18 protein-coding genes are annotated in these 16,098 nt (G+C 71.0%); 12 read left to right on the top strand and 6 right to left on the bottom strand.

Going from position 1 to position 16,098, the window contains the following annotated elements; all coding sequences use genetic code 11:
• Window positions 1-111: 111 nt before the first annotated feature.
• The 8 genes from ACFPIJ_RS22025 (at window position 112) to ACFPIJ_RS21990 (ending at window position 6,211) form a co-directional block, all read left to right on the top strand.
• Window positions 112-729, top strand: coding sequence for a TrmH family RNA methyltransferase (locus tag ACFPIJ_RS22025; protein WP_380117054.1), 618 nt, complete (start codon window positions 112-114; stop codon window positions 727-729).
• 19 nt (window positions 730-748) lie between these two features.
• Window positions 749-1,429 carry a DUF6758 family protein gene (locus ACFPIJ_RS22020; RefSeq protein ID WP_380117053.1) on the top strand — a complete coding sequence of 227 codons (681 nt, stop codon included), beginning with the start codon at window positions 749-751 and terminating at the stop codon, window positions 1,427-1,429.
• A 137-nt stretch (window positions 1,430-1,566) separates the two neighbouring features.
• A complete protein-coding gene (locus ACFPIJ_RS22015) occupies window positions 1,567-1,725 on the top strand; it encodes a hypothetical protein (RefSeq protein ID WP_203853873.1) in 159 nt (52 codons plus the stop codon).
• 5 nt (window positions 1,726-1,730) lie between these two features.
• On the top strand, window positions 1,731-2,567 hold the full coding sequence (locus ACFPIJ_RS22010; RefSeq protein WP_380117052.1) for a PH domain-containing protein: 837 nt from the start codon (window positions 1,731-1,733) through the stop codon (window positions 2,565-2,567).
• 79 nt (window positions 2,568-2,646) lie between these two features.
• The gene (locus ACFPIJ_RS22005) at window positions 2,647-3,372 is read left to right on the top strand and encodes a SigE family RNA polymerase sigma factor (protein ID WP_380117051.1); all 726 of its coding nucleotides are present in this window, start codon (window positions 2,647-2,649) and stop codon (window positions 3,370-3,372) included.
• A 2-nt stretch (window positions 3,373-3,374) separates the two neighbouring features.
• Window positions 3,375-4,604 (top strand): hypothetical protein, encoded by a 1,230-nt coding sequence (locus tag ACFPIJ_RS22000; RefSeq protein ID WP_380117050.1) that lies wholly within the window; start codon window positions 3,375-3,377, stop codon window positions 4,602-4,604.
• Window positions 4,605-5,453, top strand: a complete 849-nt coding sequence (locus tag ACFPIJ_RS21995) for a PHP domain-containing protein (RefSeq protein ID WP_380117049.1) — start codon at window positions 4,605-4,607, stop codon at window positions 5,451-5,453.
• Window positions 5,450-6,211, top strand: a complete 762-nt coding sequence (locus ACFPIJ_RS21990; RefSeq protein WP_380117048.1) for a TetR/AcrR family transcriptional regulator — start codon at window positions 5,450-5,452, stop codon at window positions 6,209-6,211. The genes ACFPIJ_RS21995 and ACFPIJ_RS21990 overlap by 4 nt, the downstream gene beginning before the upstream one ends.
• A 19-nt stretch (window positions 6,212-6,230) precedes the next feature.
• Here the strand turns inward: ACFPIJ_RS21990 and ACFPIJ_RS21985 are convergent, their stop codons facing one another.
• Window positions 6,231-7,475 carry a glycoside hydrolase family 18 protein gene (locus tag ACFPIJ_RS21985; RefSeq protein WP_380117047.1) on the bottom strand — a complete coding sequence of 415 codons (1,245 nt, stop codon included), beginning with the start codon at window positions 7,473-7,475 and terminating at the stop codon, window positions 6,231-6,233.
• A gap of 116 nt (window positions 7,476-7,591) precedes the next feature.
• Here ACFPIJ_RS21985 and ACFPIJ_RS21980 point away from each other — a divergent pair, with 116 nt between their 5' ends.
• Together ACFPIJ_RS21980 and ACFPIJ_RS21975 are read left to right on the top strand one after the other, a co-directional pair.
• On the top strand, window positions 7,592-8,209 hold the full coding sequence (locus ACFPIJ_RS21980; RefSeq protein WP_380117046.1) for a MarC family protein: 618 nt from the start codon (window positions 7,592-7,594) through the stop codon (window positions 8,207-8,209).
• Between the two features lie 25 nt (window positions 8,210-8,234).
• Entirely contained in the window at window positions 8,235-9,086 is an 852-nt protein-coding gene (locus ACFPIJ_RS21975) for a RecB family exonuclease (protein WP_380117045.1), read from the top strand.
• 751 nt (window positions 9,087-9,837) lie between these two features.
• Here the strand turns inward: ACFPIJ_RS21975 and ACFPIJ_RS21970 are convergent.
• Window positions 9,838-10,413, bottom strand: coding sequence for a TetR family transcriptional regulator (locus tag ACFPIJ_RS21970; RefSeq protein ID WP_380117044.1), 576 nt, complete (start codon window positions 10,411-10,413; stop codon window positions 9,838-9,840).
• A gap of 79 nt (window positions 10,414-10,492) precedes the next feature.
• Between ACFPIJ_RS21970 and ACFPIJ_RS21965 the strand changes: the two genes are divergently transcribed.
• Entirely contained in the window at window positions 10,493-11,395 is a 903-nt protein-coding gene (locus ACFPIJ_RS21965) for an oxidoreductase (protein ID WP_380117043.1), read from the top strand.
• On the opposite strand, the gene ACFPIJ_RS21960 is transcribed toward ACFPIJ_RS21965, so the two are convergent.
• From ACFPIJ_RS21960 to ACFPIJ_RS21950, 3 genes are all read right to left on the bottom strand, one after another.
• The gene (locus ACFPIJ_RS21960; RefSeq protein ID WP_380117042.1) at window positions 11,329-13,488 is read right to left on the bottom strand and encodes a hypothetical protein; all 2,160 of its coding nucleotides are present in this window, start codon (window positions 13,486-13,488) and stop codon (window positions 11,329-11,331) included. The two genes, ACFPIJ_RS21965 and ACFPIJ_RS21960, sit on opposite strands and share 67 nt — an antisense overlap.
• A gap of 297 nt (window positions 13,489-13,785) precedes the next feature.
• A complete protein-coding gene (locus tag ACFPIJ_RS21955; RefSeq protein WP_380117041.1) occupies window positions 13,786-14,640 on the bottom strand; it encodes an oxygenase MpaB family protein in 855 nt (284 codons plus the stop codon).
• Window positions 14,637-15,116, bottom strand: a complete 480-nt coding sequence (locus tag ACFPIJ_RS21950; protein ID WP_380117077.1) for a Fur family transcriptional regulator — start codon at window positions 15,114-15,116, stop codon at window positions 14,637-14,639. Before ACFPIJ_RS21950 ends, ACFPIJ_RS21955 begins: the two co-directional genes overlap by 4 nt.
• 124 nt (window positions 15,117-15,240) lie before the next feature.
• On the opposite strand from ACFPIJ_RS21950, the gene ACFPIJ_RS21945 reads away from it, so the two are divergent.
• Entirely contained in the window at window positions 15,241-15,714 is a 474-nt protein-coding gene (locus ACFPIJ_RS21945) for a DUF2231 domain-containing protein (RefSeq protein WP_380117040.1), read from the top strand.
• 81 nt (window positions 15,715-15,795) lie between these two features.
• On the opposite strand, the gene ACFPIJ_RS21940 is transcribed toward ACFPIJ_RS21945, so the two are convergent.
• Window positions 15,796-16,095, bottom strand: coding sequence for a translation initiation factor 2 (locus ACFPIJ_RS21940; protein ID WP_380117039.1), 300 nt, complete (start codon window positions 16,093-16,095; stop codon window positions 15,796-15,798).
• Window positions 16,096-16,098 lie beyond the last annotated feature (3 nt).

Below are 16,098 nucleotides of genomic sequence, written 5' to 3'. Positions count from 1 at the left end.
ACCTTCTTGACCATTTTCGCCAATCCCCTCTGGGTCTGCGATTGCAAGGAACGTAGCGTATCGGGTGAGCGCCACAGGGTGAATGAGTGCCGGCCCGGGGATTCACGGTAGATGCACAACGAAGACGAAGTCGGCGTGGGGCCGTGGGTTGGTGACTGGCCTGCGGAGACGCACTACGACCCCGAGTTGCTGGCGGCCGGCGACCGGCGCAATGTCGTGGACCGTTACCGCTACTGGAGCCTCGAGGCGATCGTCGCCGACCTCGACACCCGCCGGCACGGTTTCCACGTCGCCATCGAGAACTGGCAGCACGACCTCAACATCGGCACCGTGGTCCGCAACGCCAACGCGTTCCTCGCCGCCGAGGTGCACATCGTCGGGCGCCGGCGCTGGAACAGGCGCGGCGCCATGGTCACTGACCGCTATCAACACGTGCGGCACCATTCCACGGTCGAGGAGTTTCTCGACTGGACCGCGGCGCACGATCTGCCGGTGATCGGCATCGACAACCTGCCCGGCGCCCTGCCCCTCGAACGGGCCGATCTGCCGCGCCGGTGCGTGCTGCTCTTCGGTCAGGAGGGCCCTGGCCTGTCGGAACCTGCCCGCAAGGCATGTGCCGCGGTGTACTCGATCGCCCAGTTCGGCTCCACCCGGTCGATCAACGCCGGCGTCGCCAGCGGGATCGCGATGCACGCCTGGATCCGGGTGTACGGCGACAACAGCCCATAGGACCCATTACCGTGGGTACATGGGCGTCGCAGTCAGCTGTCCCCGTTGTGGCGGCCCGGTGCGGCCACCGGACCTCATGCACTCCGAATGGAGGTGCGATGAGGACGGCGGGGTGCTGCCGCTGCACGTCGCGCAGCACATCGGGCCGGAGATCGTCGAGTCGGCGAAGGCGAGGCTGATCGCTGCGGCGCACCGCGCCGGCGATCGGCGGCCGATGCCGATGTGGTGCCCGTGGCCGCTGCCGTCGGGCTGGACGGTGACCGGCGTCGGCTGGGTCGGCGATGAGCGCTCCGGCGTGCGGGCCACCGCGGTCGCGTGCAGCGGTCCCGGTCCGGTCGAGAACGGCCCGGCCGACTGCGTGATCATCGCCGAGGAGCCCGGGGTGGGGCTCGGCACCCGGTTCGCCGGCATCCCCGGCACCGACCCCGGCCCCTTCTTCGACGGCGACATCGCCACCACGACCGCGCACGCCAAGGTCCGCACCGCGGGCTGGCCGACGCCGCTGTGGATGGCCAAGTCGCCGGAGGACCGCTGCGCGTATGTCGGCGAGGCCATGGGCGTGTGGCTGTACGTCGTGACGTGGCCGGCCGCCGCGGGCTACCTCCTGGAGGAGGAGCTCGACCTGCACGACCTGGCCGATGATGTGCCAACCCACCTCGTTTACGGCGCGCCGTCGCCGTATCTTCACGGCAAGGCGTAGAAGGACACGACTAGGATCAACCCTCGGGTCGATGGGGTCGCTGTCGGCGCGGCGCACATTCACCGTGTGCCGTGCAACTGATACGCTGAGTTCGCCGCAGTGCTGTGCACGACGCTGCGGGGAGGGGATTGACGGCAATGGTCAAAAAGGTCCTCACCTGGGGAAGCATCGCTTTCCTCATTTTCTTTGTGGCATATCGGCCGCAGTCCGCGGCTGAGGTCTTCAAGTCCATCGGCGGCGGCATCATGGACATTGCCACCGGTTTCGGGGACTTCTTCTCCAGTCTGGTTGCCTGACTGCGATGACCACCGGGCCTGAGCCTTCCGCTGAAGAACCGGGCGCCCGCCGCTGGGAAGATCGTGACACCGAGCCGATCCCGCGGGCCCGTCCCACCGACCCCGACCCCGACGACTACGCGGACCCCGACCCCTACACCGACGGTGCGCAGTCGGCCAGGCTCGGCGGTTACGGCCGCGACGACTACTACGCCGACGAAGGCCCGCCGACCTTCACCGAGGATGAGTTCTCCGGCCTGCGCGCCGGCGACCCCGGCCCCTCGGTGCCGCCCGGCAGCCGCATGGCGCCCCTCGACGAGGAGGCCAGCCGGCACGCGGCCCGGTATCTCTTCCCGACCGAGAAGTTCCGCGGCGAGTGGAAGCGGCACTGGATCCAGCTCGCCAAGGAGGGCGGGATCGCGGTGGCCGCCACGATCGCGATGGGCTACATCGCGGGCTGGCTGACCAAGCACAACCAGACGCAGCTGCGCACCGCGGTGCTGATCATCTGGGCCGTCGTGATCCTGTACTGCGCCTGGCGGGTCGCTGACTGGTGGTATGACCGCTTCATCCTCACCAACAAACGGGTGATGGTGGTCTCCGGGATCTTCACCCGCAATGTCGCCATGATGCCGCTGCTGCGGGTCACCGACATGAAATACGTGCAGTCGCTGACCGGCCGCATGTTCGGCTACGGGCATTTCGAGCTGGAGTCCGCCGGCCAGGACCAGGCGTTGCGCAACATCCGCAACCTGCCGAATCCCAATGAGCTCTATCTACGCATCGTCGAAGAGATGTACGAGCCCGAGGCCGTCGAGGCCCGCCTGGGCCGGGCAGCCGGCGTCGAGGACGACGGCACTTAGAAAATTTCCGTCCGGGGTGCAACCGTGCCGCCCCTCTGCCGCGTCTTGCCTGGTGGGCGGAGCGGGGGAGGGAGCGGCGGTGCCGGATGAGGCGGGGTTCCGTGAGGAAGACTTCCGTGATTTCGTCGAGACCAGGTCCAGTGCGCTGCTGCGCACCGCGTACCTGCTCGCCGGGGACTGGGCGACCGCCGAGGACCTGCTGCAGATCGCGTTGACGAAGACCTACCTCGCGTGGAAGCGGCTGGGCCACATCGAGGCGGTCGAGCCCTACGCCCGCCGGGTGCTGGTCAACACCTCCACCAGCTGGTGGCGCCGCCGGTGGCACGGTGAACGCCCCACGGAGGTGCTGCCGGAGTCGGCAGCCGCCGACCGGGTCGAGGAGAGCCTCGAACGCGACGCCCTGTGGCGCCACGTCCGGGAGCTGCCGAACCGGCAGCGGGCCGTGCTGGTCCTGCGCTTCTACGAGGACCAGTCGGAGGCGGAGACGGCGCGCCTGCTCGGCGTGTCCGTCGGCACGGTGAAGAGCCAGGCGTCCCGGGCGCTCGCGACGCTGCGGCTGCGGCTCAGCGCCGAGGGCATCGAGCCCGCGGCCCGGCCCGCCAGGCCGCCGACCGTCCGGTTGCGGCCCGCCGCACCGGCGAGGACCCCGGTGCTGGACAAGACCCCGGTGCCGGCGAAGACCGCACAGGCAGTGGAAGTGGAACCGGATGAGCAGCCCGCGCGCGACGACGAGCGCGGCACGCCCGAACGGGAGGCCGTCCTGGTGGAGACCTCCGGGTCGGTGGAAGTGGGACTGGTGACGTGACCATGATCGAAGATGCGCTCCGCGAGGCGTTCGCGGCCAAGGCGGGCACCAAGCCGCCGAGGTCGCTGGACGACATCGCCGACGTCGCCATCCGCAACGCCGGACGGATCCGCCGCCGGCGGCGGGCCGGGGTGACCGGGTTCGCCGCGTTCATCGTCATGGCGGTCGCGGCCGTCGCCACCTTTCACGTCGTCTCCCCGGGCGGGCCGGCCAACACCGTCGCCCAGTCCGACCTCGGCACGCAGGCCTCCGAGCCCAGGGCGACGCCCAACACGCAGACCGCGCCGCCGGCCGAGTCCCGGGAGGTCGACGCGATCGACGGGCAGGGCGGGCAGGGCCAGCAGTCGCAGACCGTGCGCCTGAAGCTGCCCGACAACGGCAACGTCGCCGCCGCGTACAAGGCGAAGGACGGCTACCTGGTCGTCAACACCGAGTCCGACGGCGACAAGCAACTGGTGCTGCAGGACGAGCACGACAACCAGAAGGTCCTGGTCGACAAGGCGTCGAACATCGCGGTGGCCAAGGACGGCAAGAAGGTCGCCTGGGCGCAGGAGGGCAGGATGACCGTCGCCGCCCGCACCACCACGCCCGGCGCCACCACCAACGTCAACAAGTCCGCCCCCGCCGAGCAGGGGCTCACCGAGCAGGCGAGCATCGACGTGCCACAGACCGCGGTGCCGGTCACCTTCGTCGGCTCCGACCTGGTCATCGGCCGCGAGGAGGGCGCCGGCTTCGACGTCTGGTATTCGGGCCGCGCCTACAAGGAGTCGTGGGACGTGACGGTCGTGCGGATCTTCGGGACGCACCCCGACACGCACAGCGTCTACGCCGAGGTCAAGCCCGTCGACAACAACGCGCCGATGTGCCTGGCCCTGCTCACCCTCGGCCAGCCGTTCAAGGTCGCGCAGCGCCGGTGCGGGCTGCCGATGGCGGCGAAGGCCGGCGGTGGCCGGGTCTCCCCGGACGGCCAGTGGCTCGCCTATCCCGTCGAGGGTCTCAAGCAGGTGGCGGTGCTCGATCTGACGAAGATCTTCACCGACGCGGCGGCCAAGGCCAAGACCTGGGCGCTGAAGGTCACCACGAAGACGGTGTGGATGAACCCGACGACGTTCGTGGTGGACAGCGGCGGCAAGTTCCGCGCGATCATCCCGACGTCGGCGGAGGCGGACACCCCGGAGCCGCTCGCCGAGAGCGAGGGCGTGGTGCTGATCGAACCGCTCTACTCTGGATGAGTGCGGATCGATCTTCACTGTCACTCGACGGCCAGTGACGGCACGTCGAGCCCGGCCGAGCTGGTCGCCGAGGCGGCCGCCGCCGGGCTCGACGTCATGGCGCTGACCGACCACGACACGACGTCCGGGTGGCCCGCCGCGATCGCCGCCCGGCCCCCGGGGCTCACCCTCGTGCCGGGCGCCGAGCTGTCGTGCCGCTGGCACGGCGGACCCTGGCCGATCTCGCTGCACCTGCTCGCATACCTCTTCGACCCGACCGACGTCGCGCTCGCCGGCCAGCTGGCCCGCATCCGCGCCTCCCGGGAGACCCGCGCCGAGCGCATGGTCCACCTCATGCGGGCCGACGGGATCGACGTGACCTGGGCCGAGGTCCTCGAACATGCCGGCGGCGGCACCGTCGGCCGGCCGCACCTGGCGCAGGCGCTGATGCGCCGCGGGCTCGTCGACACGGTGTCGGAGGCGTTCCTGCCCGAGTGGCTCGGCCACCGGTACCGGGTCGGCAAGGAGGACCTCGACGTCTTCGTGGCGCTCCGGCTGGTCATCGAGGCCGGTGGCGTGCCGGTCTTCGCGCACCCGCGGGCCAGCGCCCGCGGCCCCGTCGTCCCCGACGAGGTGATCGAGGAGATGGCCTTCGAGGGGCTCTTCGGCGTCGAGGCCGACCACACCGACCACACCCCGGCGGAGCGGGCGCACGTGCGGGCCCTCGCGGACCGGCTCGGGCTGGTCGTCACCGGCTCCAGCGACTACCACGGCACCAACAAGACGGTCCGCCTCGGCGCGCGGACCACCGCACCCGCCGTGTTCGACCAGATCGTCGAGGCCGCCACGGGATCCGACGTGATCGCGTGACGACGGAGTACAGCGGCGCCGGCGATCCCAGGCGCAGCATCGAGCTGCTGTGGGGGACCGCGGCGCCGTCGCGGCGGGGCCCGAAGGCGAAGTTCAGCGTCGGGGACGTCACGGCCGCCGCGATCGCGCTGGCCGACGCCGAAGGTCTCGCCGCCGTGTCCATGCGACGCGTCGCGGAGCAGCTCGGGGTGACGGCGATGTCGCTGTACACCTATGTCCCCAGCAAAGCCGAGCTGCTCGACGTCATGGTCGACACGGTCAGCGCCGAGGCCGTCCGGCCGGCGTTCACGGCAACGGGGTGGCGGGAGCGACTCCTCGAGACCGCTTCCCAGAATTGGATGTTGTACCGGCGGCATCCGTGGCTCCTGCAGGTGGCCACGAGCCGGCCCGTGCTCGGGCCGAACGTGATCGCGAAGTACGACTTCGAGCTGCGCGCCTTCGAGTCGCTGGAGATCCCGGACGTGGACGCGGACCAGCTGCTCAGCCTGGTGCTCAACTACGTCGCGGGGGCCGTGCGCGCGGTGGTCCAGGCCGACCAGGCCGAGCAGAGCACGGGGATGAGCGAGGAGCAGTGGTGGGGCGCCTACGCGCCGCTGCTCGGGGAGGTCCTCGACCCGGCACGGTTCCCGACGGCGGCGCGGGTGGGCCAGGCGGCCGGGGAGGAGTACGGCGCGGGTGATCCGGCACGCGCCTACGAGTTCGGGCTTTCACGGGTGCTCGACGGGATCGACGTGCACCTGGGCCGCCTTCGCCCTTGAAGGCGGCCCAGGCAGTTCCTTACTTCAGCACGGTGCCGATCGTCTTGGTGAGCGTGCCGTTGGCGTCGTCACCGTCGAGGGACCAGACCATCGCGCCGCCGTAGCCGTTGAACCGGAGGTACAGCGACTTCTGCGCGACCGTGAGCTGGTCGTCGTAGGTCCAGAAGGTGGTGCCGTTGAACAGCCATGCGTGACCCGAGAGCAGGTCGCGGTGCACCGTGTAGCCCTGCTGCGGCAGCGTGGCGAGGACCTTGTAGTCCTCGTTGCCGGCGGCCCAGGTGCCCGGCGCGGGGCCGGTCGCGGTCTGGAACAGGCCGTTGTTGGCGGTGCTGGTGATGCCGGTCCAGCCCTGCCCGTAGTACGGGATGCCGAGGACCAGGGACTTCTTCGGGGCGCCGCGGTCGGTCCAGGCCTTCAGCGTGGTGGCGCCGCTGAAGTCCGGGGTGGTGGGCGCGCCGCGCGGGACGAACAGCGCGGACTGCTGGTTGGCCTGGGGCTCCCACGTGCCGTGGAAGTCATAGCCCTGCACGGTGCCGAAGTCGAGGTACTTGAAGATCTTGTTGACCTCGAAGCCCGCGTCGATCTTCGCCGGGTTCGCCGGGAGGAACGCCGTCAGGGTGGCCTTCTTGGGCAGCTGCTTGCGGAACTCGGCAAGCAGGAGCGTGAAGTTCTGCTTGTCCTCGGGCCGGATCACGTTGCCCGGGTTGCCTTCGGAGCCCGGCCACTCCCAGTCGAGGTCGAAGCCGTCGAAGACGCCGGTCGAGTAGAACGTGTCGATGCAGGACTTGACGAGCGCCTTGCGGGACGCGTCGGTCAGCACCGCGTCGGAGAAGTTCGCCGACAGCGTCCAGCCGCCGAGCGAGATCAGCACCTTCAGGCCCGGGTGCTTGAGCTTGAGCTTGCGCAGCTGGTTGAAGTTGCCGTTGAGCGTCTGGCCCGGCGCGTCGGCGACCCCGTCGACGCTCTCCTCGGCGGAGACCGGGCGCTGGTAGTCGGCCCACGGGTCGGCGGAGACGCACTTGCCGGTCGCGTCCACGCTGCCGAACGCGTAGTTGATGTGGGTCAGGTTCTTGGCCTGGCCGCTGGTCTCGAGGTTCTTGACGTAGTACTGGCGGCCGTAGATGCCCCACTGGATGAAGTACCCGACGCGCTTGTACTGGTCCTGATGCGGCGCGGTGTGCGCCGACGCGGTGCCGGGCACGACTGCCAGCGACGCGAGCGTCAGCGACACCGCCAACCCGGCCAGGACGGAGCGTCTGCCCATGAACCCTCCATGACTGTAAGGAAAGTTTGCTGTTCATGGGGAACGTAGGGGCGCCGTTCGATGGCGTCAAGACCCTGGTTTCCGCTCGATGCGGGCGCACCACGACAATCCGGGTTGTGGATCTCAAGCTTTTCGGCGAAGTGTTCGTAACCCTGCTGGTCATCCTCGACCCGCCCGGCGCGGTGCCGATCTTCCTCGCACTGACCGGATCGATGGCCGCGAAGCACCGCAACCGCGCCGCCCTGCAGGCGGTGGCCCTCGCGTTCGGCGTCATCGTGGCGTTCGCCCTCGTCGGCCGGCAGATCCTCGCCTACCTGCACATCGACCTGCCCGCCCTGCAGGGCGCCGGCGGCCTGCTGCTGCTGATGGTCGCCCTGGAGCTGCTGACCGGCAAGACCGACGACCCCCGCCAGGAGGTCACCTCCAACGTCGCCCTGGTGCCGCTCGGCACCCCGCTGCTGGCCGGCCCCGGTGCGATCGTGGCCACGATGCTCTTCGTCCAGCGCACGTCGTCGTGGTCGGGCTACCTGGCCATCGCCGTCGGCATCGTCGCCGTGATGGCCATCGTCTACCTGGTCCTGCGCTTCTCCGGCATCCTGGTGCGCATCCTGCGCCCGAGCGGCATCGAGGTCGTCACCCGCATCGCCGGCCTCCTCGTCGCCGCGATCGCCGTGCAGCTGCTGGCCGACGCGATCGGCGCCTTCGTCACCGAGTACCTGCATTCACCCCATTGAGGTTTTGTCGTACCCCGGTGGCAGGATGCGGGGCGTGGACAACGAGCAGCTCGGCCTCTTCGCCCCGCCCAAGCGGCTGTTCACCTGCACGCCCAGCAAACTCGGCAGCTACGAGGACTGCCCCCGCCGCTACCGGTTCACCTATGTCGACCGCCCCGCCCCGCCGAAGGGCCCGCCGTGGGCGCACAACTCGCTCGGCGCGTCCGTCCACACGGCCCTGCGCAGCTGGTATGCGCTGGACCCCGCCCGGCGCGAGCGGGGCGCCCTGCCCGCCCTGCTGAAGGCCACCTGGGTCACCGAGGGCTATCGCGACGACGCCCAGGAGCGCGAGGTCTTCCGCCGGGCCCTCGGCTGGCTCGAGTCCTACGTGGACGGTCTCGACCCGCACGACGAGCCGGTCGGCGTCGAGCGCACCGTCGCCGCCCGCACCGACACGCTCGCCCTGTCGGGCCGCGTCGACCGCATCGACCAGCGCGGCGGCGAGCTCGTCATCGTCGACTACAAGACCGGCCGCTCCGGCCTCACCCCCGACGACGCCCGCGGCTCCCGTGCGCTCGCCCTGTATGCGATCGCGGCGTCCCGCGTGTTCCGCAAGCCGTGCCACCGGGTCGAGCTGCACCACCTGCCGACGGGCACCGTCGCCGCCCACGACCACACCGACGACTCCCTGGCCCGCCACCTGCGCCGGGCCGAGGCGACGGCCGCGGACATCACCGCCGCGGACGCCGCGCTCGCCGGGGGCACCCCGGCCGACGAGGCGTTCCCGGTGGCGCCCGGGCCGCAGTGCTCGTGGTGCGACTACCGGCGGTCGTGCCCGGCGGGTGTGGACGCGGCACCGAAGGATCCGTGGACCGCTGTGGATCGTCCCGCGGGTTGACGGGTTCCGGGTTGGTGCCGTTCTGGGTTGTCGGCCGGTTCGCTGGTTACCGCTTGGTTGCGGTCCGCGGGTTCTGGTCAGCATGACCTTCAAATATTCGCCCAACGTTGCGGGGACTTGATGGCACCGCCCGGCCGCTGGCGCGTCCGTGCGACAGGGTGGCGTGGTCCCGGTTCGTGCCGTCTTGCGGTGATGCCAAGCCAGGTCCGCACTCACATGATCCAGCGCCGTCGAGGTCGTCATTCGGTGGTGCCACACCGCCGCCAGTCACAAAAGCCGCAATCTCCCCGCCCCGCCCACGCCGGACCCGACGTTTCGAACTACCTGGTGGATCAGTGGTCGCCCGCGACCACTGATCCACCAGGTAGTGCAAGACTGCCGCTCCGGACCCGCAGAACAACCCGGTGCATCCTCGCTACCCGGTGAATCACTGTTGCCCCACGGGGGGTAATCCACCGGGTAGTTCAGGATTTCTGTTCGGGAGCGCTGGTACCGACCGGTCCAGTGATCGATGGTTTTCGTTCTTGCTGTCGACGGTGTTGGAGCACCGAATGATGACCTCGACGGACCTGGATCATGTGAGGTCGGACCTGGCTTGGGATCACCGCGAGACGGCTGTCAGGGTGACCACGCCACTCTGTCGCACGGACGCGCCAGCGGCCGGGCGGTGCCATCAAGTCCCCGCAACGTTGGGCGAATATTTGAAGGTCTGGTCGAAAAACCCACGCGGACCGCAGCAGGGCCGGCGGGGTCAGGCGGGGAACGCGGTGGCGAAGCACTCCGACAGCAGGGTGTTGAGGTCCGTGGTCGAGCCCTGTGCCACCCACCGCATCAGTGCCGTGTCGAAGGCGGCGAACGCGACCGCGACCAGCACCGCCGGGCGGAGGTCGGCATCGGGGTCGACGCCCATGCGGACCGCCAGTTCCGCCGAGAGGGTGGCGCGCCAGGTGACCTGGCGTTCCAGGTATCGGGCGAGCAGCGCCGGCGTGCTCACCATCACGTTCGCCAGGCGCTGTGACTTCTCCGGGTGCTCCCAGAACGTGTCGGTGAAGACGCGCAGCGCGTTCTGCAGGGCTACCGGCGGGGGTTCGGTCGCGGGGCGGGTCGACAGGCTGTGGCTGAGCTTGCGGCCCAGGTCGCTGAGGAACTCGACGATGACGTCTTCCTTGGACTGGAAGTACCGGAAGAACGTGCGGCGGGACACCCCCGCCGCGGCGGCCATCTGGTCGATGGTGGTCTCTTCGAAGCCCTGGAAGGCGAGCAGCTTCAGTGCGGCCTCGGTCAGCTCGTCGCGGACGAGCTGGCGTTTGCGTTCGGTGAGGCTCACGCAGGCATTCTATGCAACCTGAGGTGGCACTGAGAAGCGACATTGACACTCAGTGCCAGAGCGACGCACAATCAACCGCATGCGATGGACTGAGGCGGAGATCGGCGATCAGGGCGGCAGGACGTTCCTCGTGACCGGGGCGAACAGCGGGCTCGGGTTCGAGATGAGCCGGGCGCTGCTGGCCAAGGGCGCCCGGGTGATCATGGCGGTGCGCAGCGAGGCGAAGGGGCGGGCCGCGATCGAGGCGTTGCCGGCGCGGGAGCGGGCGGAGCTCAGGATCGTCGACCTTGCCGACCTCGACACGGTGCGGCGCCTCGCGGACGACCTGCGCCGCGAAGGGGTCGCCATCGACGTGCTGGTCAACAACGCCGGGGTGATGATGCCGCCGCGGACGTTGAGCGCGCAGGGGCACGAGCTGCAGTTCGCCGCGAACCACCTCGGCCACTTCGCGCTGACCGGGCTGCTGCTCGACCTCGTCGGCGACCGGGTCGTCACGGTCAGCTCGTCGCTGCACCGGTCCGGCAGCATCCACTACGACGACCTGGACGGGGCGAAGGGCTACTCGCCCGGGAAGTACTACAGCCAGTCGAAGTTCGCCAACGTGCTGTTCGGGCTGGAGCTCGACCGGCGGTTGCGGGCCGCGGGCTCGCCGGTGCGCAGCGTGCTCGCGCACCCGGGATACTCGGCGACCAACCTGCAGACGTCCGGGCCGACGGGGGTGCTGAAGGCGCTCATGCGCGTCGGCAACGCGGTCATGGCGCAGCCCGCCGCGCGTGGGGCGCTCAACCAGCTCTACGCCGCGGTCGACCCGCGCGCCGAGGGTGGCCAGTTCATCGGGCCGGACGGCATGAAGGAGAGCCGGGGCTGGCCGACCGTCGTCGAGCCGGTCGGGACGGCCAAGGACCCGGCGGACGCTCAGCGGCTCTGGACGCTGTCGGAGCAGCTGACCGGCGTGCAGTTCGAGCTCGCCCGGAGCCGGTAGACGGCGATGTCGCCGCGCTGCCACGCCAGGTCGGTGAGGGCGGGGAGGGCGGCGGACGGCGTACCCTGCGCGCGGTCGACGAGAATCCAGCGGACCCGCTGCTGCCACAGCCAGCCGAGGCGGGCCGGGGTCGGGTCGAGCACGGCGGCGTCGTTCAGCGCGAGGCGATCCGGGTCCCAGTAGGCGAGCGCGGGGCCGAGGCGGTGCGCGCGGGACTGTGACCCGGTCGACTCGGGCGAGTAGCCCCAGCTGCCGAGCAGCACCCGGCGTTCGCTGTACGCCGAGATCCAGTACGCCAGGCTCTGCGCGCCCTGCAGGCCGCCGCCGACCCGGTGGACGTTGGTCGCCACGTACTGCCCCGGGGTGCTGTGCGCGCGCAGCCAGCGGGCACCGGCGACCTGGTCGGGGGTCACCCGGACGTGGTACGCGACGCCGAGGTTCGCGCTGGTCGCGGCGTCGAACGGGAGCCGCGCGGCGCCGGCGGCGAGCACCACGACCAGCGCCGCGAACCGTCCGTGCCGCCATCCGGTCAGCAGCGCGGCGGCCAGGACGAGGGCGCCGAGGGCGTAGACGGGCAGGGGGACGCTCCACCGGTGCCACTGCGGCAGACGTAACACGACGGAGGTCGCTGCGAGGAGCGCCGCCACCGTCAGTGCAGAGCGCAGCGCGCGCGGCGACCACGGCAGCCGGGTCAGGCCGGCCGCGGACAGGATCGCGGCGCACGGCCACGCGGCGACGATGAAGAAGTGCTCGCTCCACGAGACGTGCCAGACACACAGCGTGCCGATGAGGCCGGCGGCGGTCGTCCCGGCGAGGAAGATCTCCGTGTCGCCCCAGCGCCGGCCGAGACCCACCACGCCGGCGAGGCGGGCGCACATGGCGATCGCGTACGCGCCGAGACCCCACAGGATGACCGGGACGTCACGCACCGTGGTGCCGTGCCGCGGGCTGCCGACGAAGTCCAGCATGATCGCGAACGGTCCCCAGCGCAGGCCCTGCCCCTCGAAGCCGTAGAGGACCGCGACCGCGACCAGCTCGACGGCGGCGAGCAACGACCCGAGCAGCCACGGCGTCCACTGTGGATTTCGTTGCAGCAGGTGCACGGCGCACAGCCCGGCCACGCCCGCACCCACCAGTGGCACGATCGTGGACTTCGCACCGGTCGTGCCGGCCGCGAACAGCAGCACGAGCAGCCAGTCCCGTCTGCCGCCGTCCCGCCGCAGGACGGTCGCCACCACGGCGATCAGCGGCAGGCTCAGTGCCGCGCCGAACAGCAGGGAGCGGCTCGACCAGCTGTAGTACGCGGTGATCGAGCCGAAGAACGCCGGCGCCTGCCGCTGCGGGACGAGCTCGCCGACGGTGAACATCAGCGCCGCCGCGACCGGGCCCGCCCACGGGTGCCGGGCGACCCGCCAGCCGGTGACGGCGAGCAGGCACACCGCGAGCACCGCGATGACCGGCAGGTCCAGCCGGAACCACAGCACCGGCAGGTCGACGCCGCTGATCAGGCTGCTCGCGGCGAGGTGGCCGTACGCGAACCAGTGGTAGCCCAGCGTCCGATCGCCCTGCTCCGGGACCGCGAGCGGGAAGTGGTGCTTCAGGTCGGCGCTGACCGCCAGGAGGTTGAGCTGGTCGATCATGTAGTCGTGCGGTCCGCCGGTCGGCACGGGCGGGTTCACCGCCAGGTACGCGGCGGTCAGGTACGCGAGGAACCCCACCGCGATCCCGGCGACCGTCCAGGACCAGGCGGTGGATGGTCGCTGCGGGTAGTCCCGGACCCGCAGGTGGCGACGGGCGAGCGGGACGATCGCCAGCAGCGGCCAGGTCCAGAGCAGGGCGCGGGCGTCGAGGAGGCTCGCGGTGACCAGTGCGGCGGTCTCGGCGAGCAGCCCGACGACGGTGCCGTAGGTCAGATCCTCCAGGAGCGACCGTGGGGTGGGGCGGATCGCCCGGTAGAGCAGGGTGCCGGGGATGACGACGGCGTACAGGATGTAAGCGACATAACGGACAATGTCGAGCGGTGCGGTGCCGAGCGCCGCGGGCAGGGTGACGGTCACCGCGGCGAGGGCGATCCATGGAAGTTTCGCGCTCATGACACCGGCTTCAACGCGCCGGCGGCGGCACCGGACGCGGGCGGGGCGGCGGTGGGGGTGGTGGGCGTCTCGGCGGCGGCGAAGGTGGCCGCGCGGCGCGTCGTGCTGGCATGGGACGTATATATACGAAATGTCGGATAAATTCGGGCGCTTGCGCCTGGATTTATCCGGGAGCGCTGCCTGGACCTGCCCCGGGGAAGCCGCCTGGACCTGCCCCGGGAGAGCTGCCTGGATCTATCCGGGAGCGCTGCCTGGACTTCGACGACGGCAGCGATCTGTCCGGGGGTGCCGGCGGGACTATCCGGGGGTGCCGGCGGGCGTCTCGGACACGGCAGACGGCGCTTCGGACGCGGCGATCCGGCGCAGCGCGTCGCGGCGCAGCGGGGAGATCCACTCGATCGGGATGGCGCTGAGCACCCGGCCGAGCACCAGGGCGTTCGCCGAGGTGATCAGGTCGGCGGCGGGCAGGCCCGGCAGCCCGTAGAGCCGGCGGGCCCAGGTCGGCAGCAGGCCGATGGCGAGGGCCGCCACCCCGAGCGCCGCGCCGCGGACGGGGGTCAGACCCAGCCCGTAGGGCAGCGGCGGCAGCGTCAGGAACAGGCCGGTCGCCGCGGAGTCGACGGTCAGCGCCAGCTCGGGCCGCATCCGCTCGTAGTAGCCGGCGACCTCGGCCGCCGAGGCGGGCACCGTCGCCGGGTCCAGGCCGACCAGCGCCGCCGCCCGGGTCTGCTCCGCGTAGTAGCCGTCGATCTCGTCCCCGGTCAGCCGCAGCCCGCCCCGCAGCGCGGCCTCCATGAACGACTCGACCTCCGTGACGTGCACCCACCGCAGCAGGTCGGGGTCGTCGACCCGGAAGCGCTCGCCGGTGCGCGGGTCGGTCGCCGTCATCTTCGCGTGGATCGCCCGGACCCGCCGGCCGGCGCGTTCCGCCTGCTCGGTGGTGCCGTAGATGACCGTCGCCACGTAGGTCGCGGTGTGCTGGAAGCGGCCCCACGGGTCCTTGCGGTAGCGGCTGTTCTGCTCGACGCCGGCGACCGCGCGGGGGAGCAGCGCCTGCAGATACAGGCTGCGCAGCCCGCCGACGGTGACGATCGGCTCGCGGTGGACCCGCCAGGTGATCGAGTCCGGGCCGAACAGCCCGACGTCGCTCACGGCGTCACGTCCCCGGTGGTGGTCTCGGCCGGCGCGGCCAGGTCGTCGGCGCGGCGCTGCTGGCAGGCGGGGCACAGGCCCCAGAACGTGACCTCGGCCTCGTCGAGGACGAACCCGTGTGCCTGCGACGGGGTCAGGCACGGCGCCTCCCCGACGGCACAGTCGACGTCGGCGATCTCGCCGCAGCCCCGGCAGACGATGTGGTGGTGGTTGTCGCCGACCCGCGACTCATACCGCGCGGGGCTGCCGGCCGGCTCGATCCGCCTGGCCAGCCCGGCCCGCGACAACGCGCTGAGCACGTCATAGACGGCCTGGGTGGACACGGAGTCGAGACGCGCGCGGACCTGGGCGGCGATCTGGTCGACGTCGAGGTGCCCCTGCGCCTGCCCGCGGCACGCCTCGAGGACCTCCAGCACGGCCAGCCGGGGTCGCGTCACCCGCAGACCCCGGGCGCGCAACAGATCCTCACCCGACACGCCCTCAATAACACCACGCACCCTGGAACCGTTCAAATGTTTCTGGACTCTTGATTGAACTGCTGGTCCTCGGGTTGTGTACACGTCCGGTGGGGGAGGATCGCAACGACGAAGAGGAGGCCCCGTGTTCGAACGTGTGCTCGGTCTACCGGCTCACCCGCTCTTCATCCACGCAGCCGTCGTGCTCGTGCCGCTGCTCGCCGTCGCGGGCATCCTGTATGCGGTGTGGCCCGGCGCCCGGCGGCACGTCCGCTGGACGCTGATCGTGCTGGCCGTGGCCACCCCGGGCGCGGTGTTCGCCGCGAAGGAGTCCGGCGAGGCGTTCGCCGAGAGCGACAACTTCCAGTCGCCGCAGCTGCAGGCGGACATCGAGACACACGAGGGTTTCGGCAACAACCTTTTCCTGGTGGTCCTGGGGCTCGCGCTGGTCGCGCTGGCGCTGGCCTACCTGGTGCGCCCGCTCCCCGCCGACTCCGTCGGTCCGGTCGCGGCCCACTGGGCGCTCGCCGGCCTGACCGTGCTGCTCGGGCTGGCCGCCCTCTACTTCGTGTTCAAGGCCGGCGACACCGGCGCGCACATGGTCTGGGACGGCTTCTAAGGCCGCCGGCGCAGCGCCCGGACCGGGCTTCGAGCAGCCGGGCGCGGCCGGCTGCCTGCTGGAACCGCGCTCGGCCGCTTCCTAGAACAGCACCCGGCCGCAGAAGATCAGCAGCAGCACGACGAGGACCGCACCGGCGAAGATGCCCATCCCCTTGGTCAGGATCGTTGCCGCCTGCTCCTCGCGGTCGATCCGCTCGCCGTCCTGCGCGGGCAGCTTCCGCGGCGCCGTCGGCCGTTCGACGGTCGGCGGCCGCCAGCCGCGCGGCGGCGGGGCGCTGCGCGGGGCGCCCGTGTAGGGCTCCGGCGCCGGTGGGCTCGCGGCCGGCACCGGCGGCGCGGCTCCCTCCGGGGGGCGCCGCCAGAAGGCGTCGTCACTCACGCC

The sequence above is a fragment of the Dactylosporangium cerinum genome, from assembly GCF_042653625.1.
Taxonomy (GTDB): Bacteria; Actinomycetota; Actinomycetes; order Mycobacteriales; family Micromonosporaceae; genus Dactylosporangium; species Dactylosporangium cerinum.
Note: the sequence above shows the minus strand (reverse complement) of the source record. Positions and strands in the feature narration are given on the sequence as shown.

Bases quoted from the DNA above. Each gene is read 5' to 3' on its own strand.
- ACFPIJ_RS22025 (WP_380117054.1), top strand. From the start codon at position 112: ATGCACAACGAAGACGAAGTCGGCGTGGGGCCGTGGGTTGGTGACTGG.
- ACFPIJ_RS22020 (WP_380117053.1), top strand. From the start codon at position 749: ATGGGCGTCGCAGTCAGCTGTCCCCGTTGTGGCGGCCCGGTGCGGCCA.
- ACFPIJ_RS22015 (WP_203853873.1), top strand. From the start codon at position 1,567: ATGGTCAAAAAGGTCCTCACCTGGGGAAGCATCGCTTTCCTCATTTTC.
- ACFPIJ_RS22010 (WP_380117052.1), top strand. From the start codon at position 1,731: ATGACCACCGGGCCTGAGCCTTCCGCTGAAGAACCGGGCGCCCGCCGC.
- ACFPIJ_RS22000 (WP_380117050.1), top strand. From the start codon at position 3,375: ATGATCGAAGATGCGCTCCGCGAGGCGTTCGCGGCCAAGGCGGGCACC.
- ACFPIJ_RS21985 (WP_380117047.1), bottom strand. From the start codon at position 7,475: ATGGGCAGACGCTCCGTCCTGGCCGGGTTGGCGGTGTCGCTGACGCTC.
- ACFPIJ_RS21975 (WP_380117045.1), top strand. From the start codon at position 8,235: ATGCGGGGCGTGGACAACGAGCAGCTCGGCCTCTTCGCCCCGCCCAAG.
- ACFPIJ_RS21965 (WP_380117043.1), top strand. From the start codon at position 10,493: ATGCGATGGACTGAGGCGGAGATCGGCGATCAGGGCGGCAGGACGTTC.
- ACFPIJ_RS21960 (WP_380117042.1), bottom strand. From the start codon at position 13,488: ATGAGCGCGAAACTTCCATGGATCGCCCTCGCCGCGGTGACCGTCACC.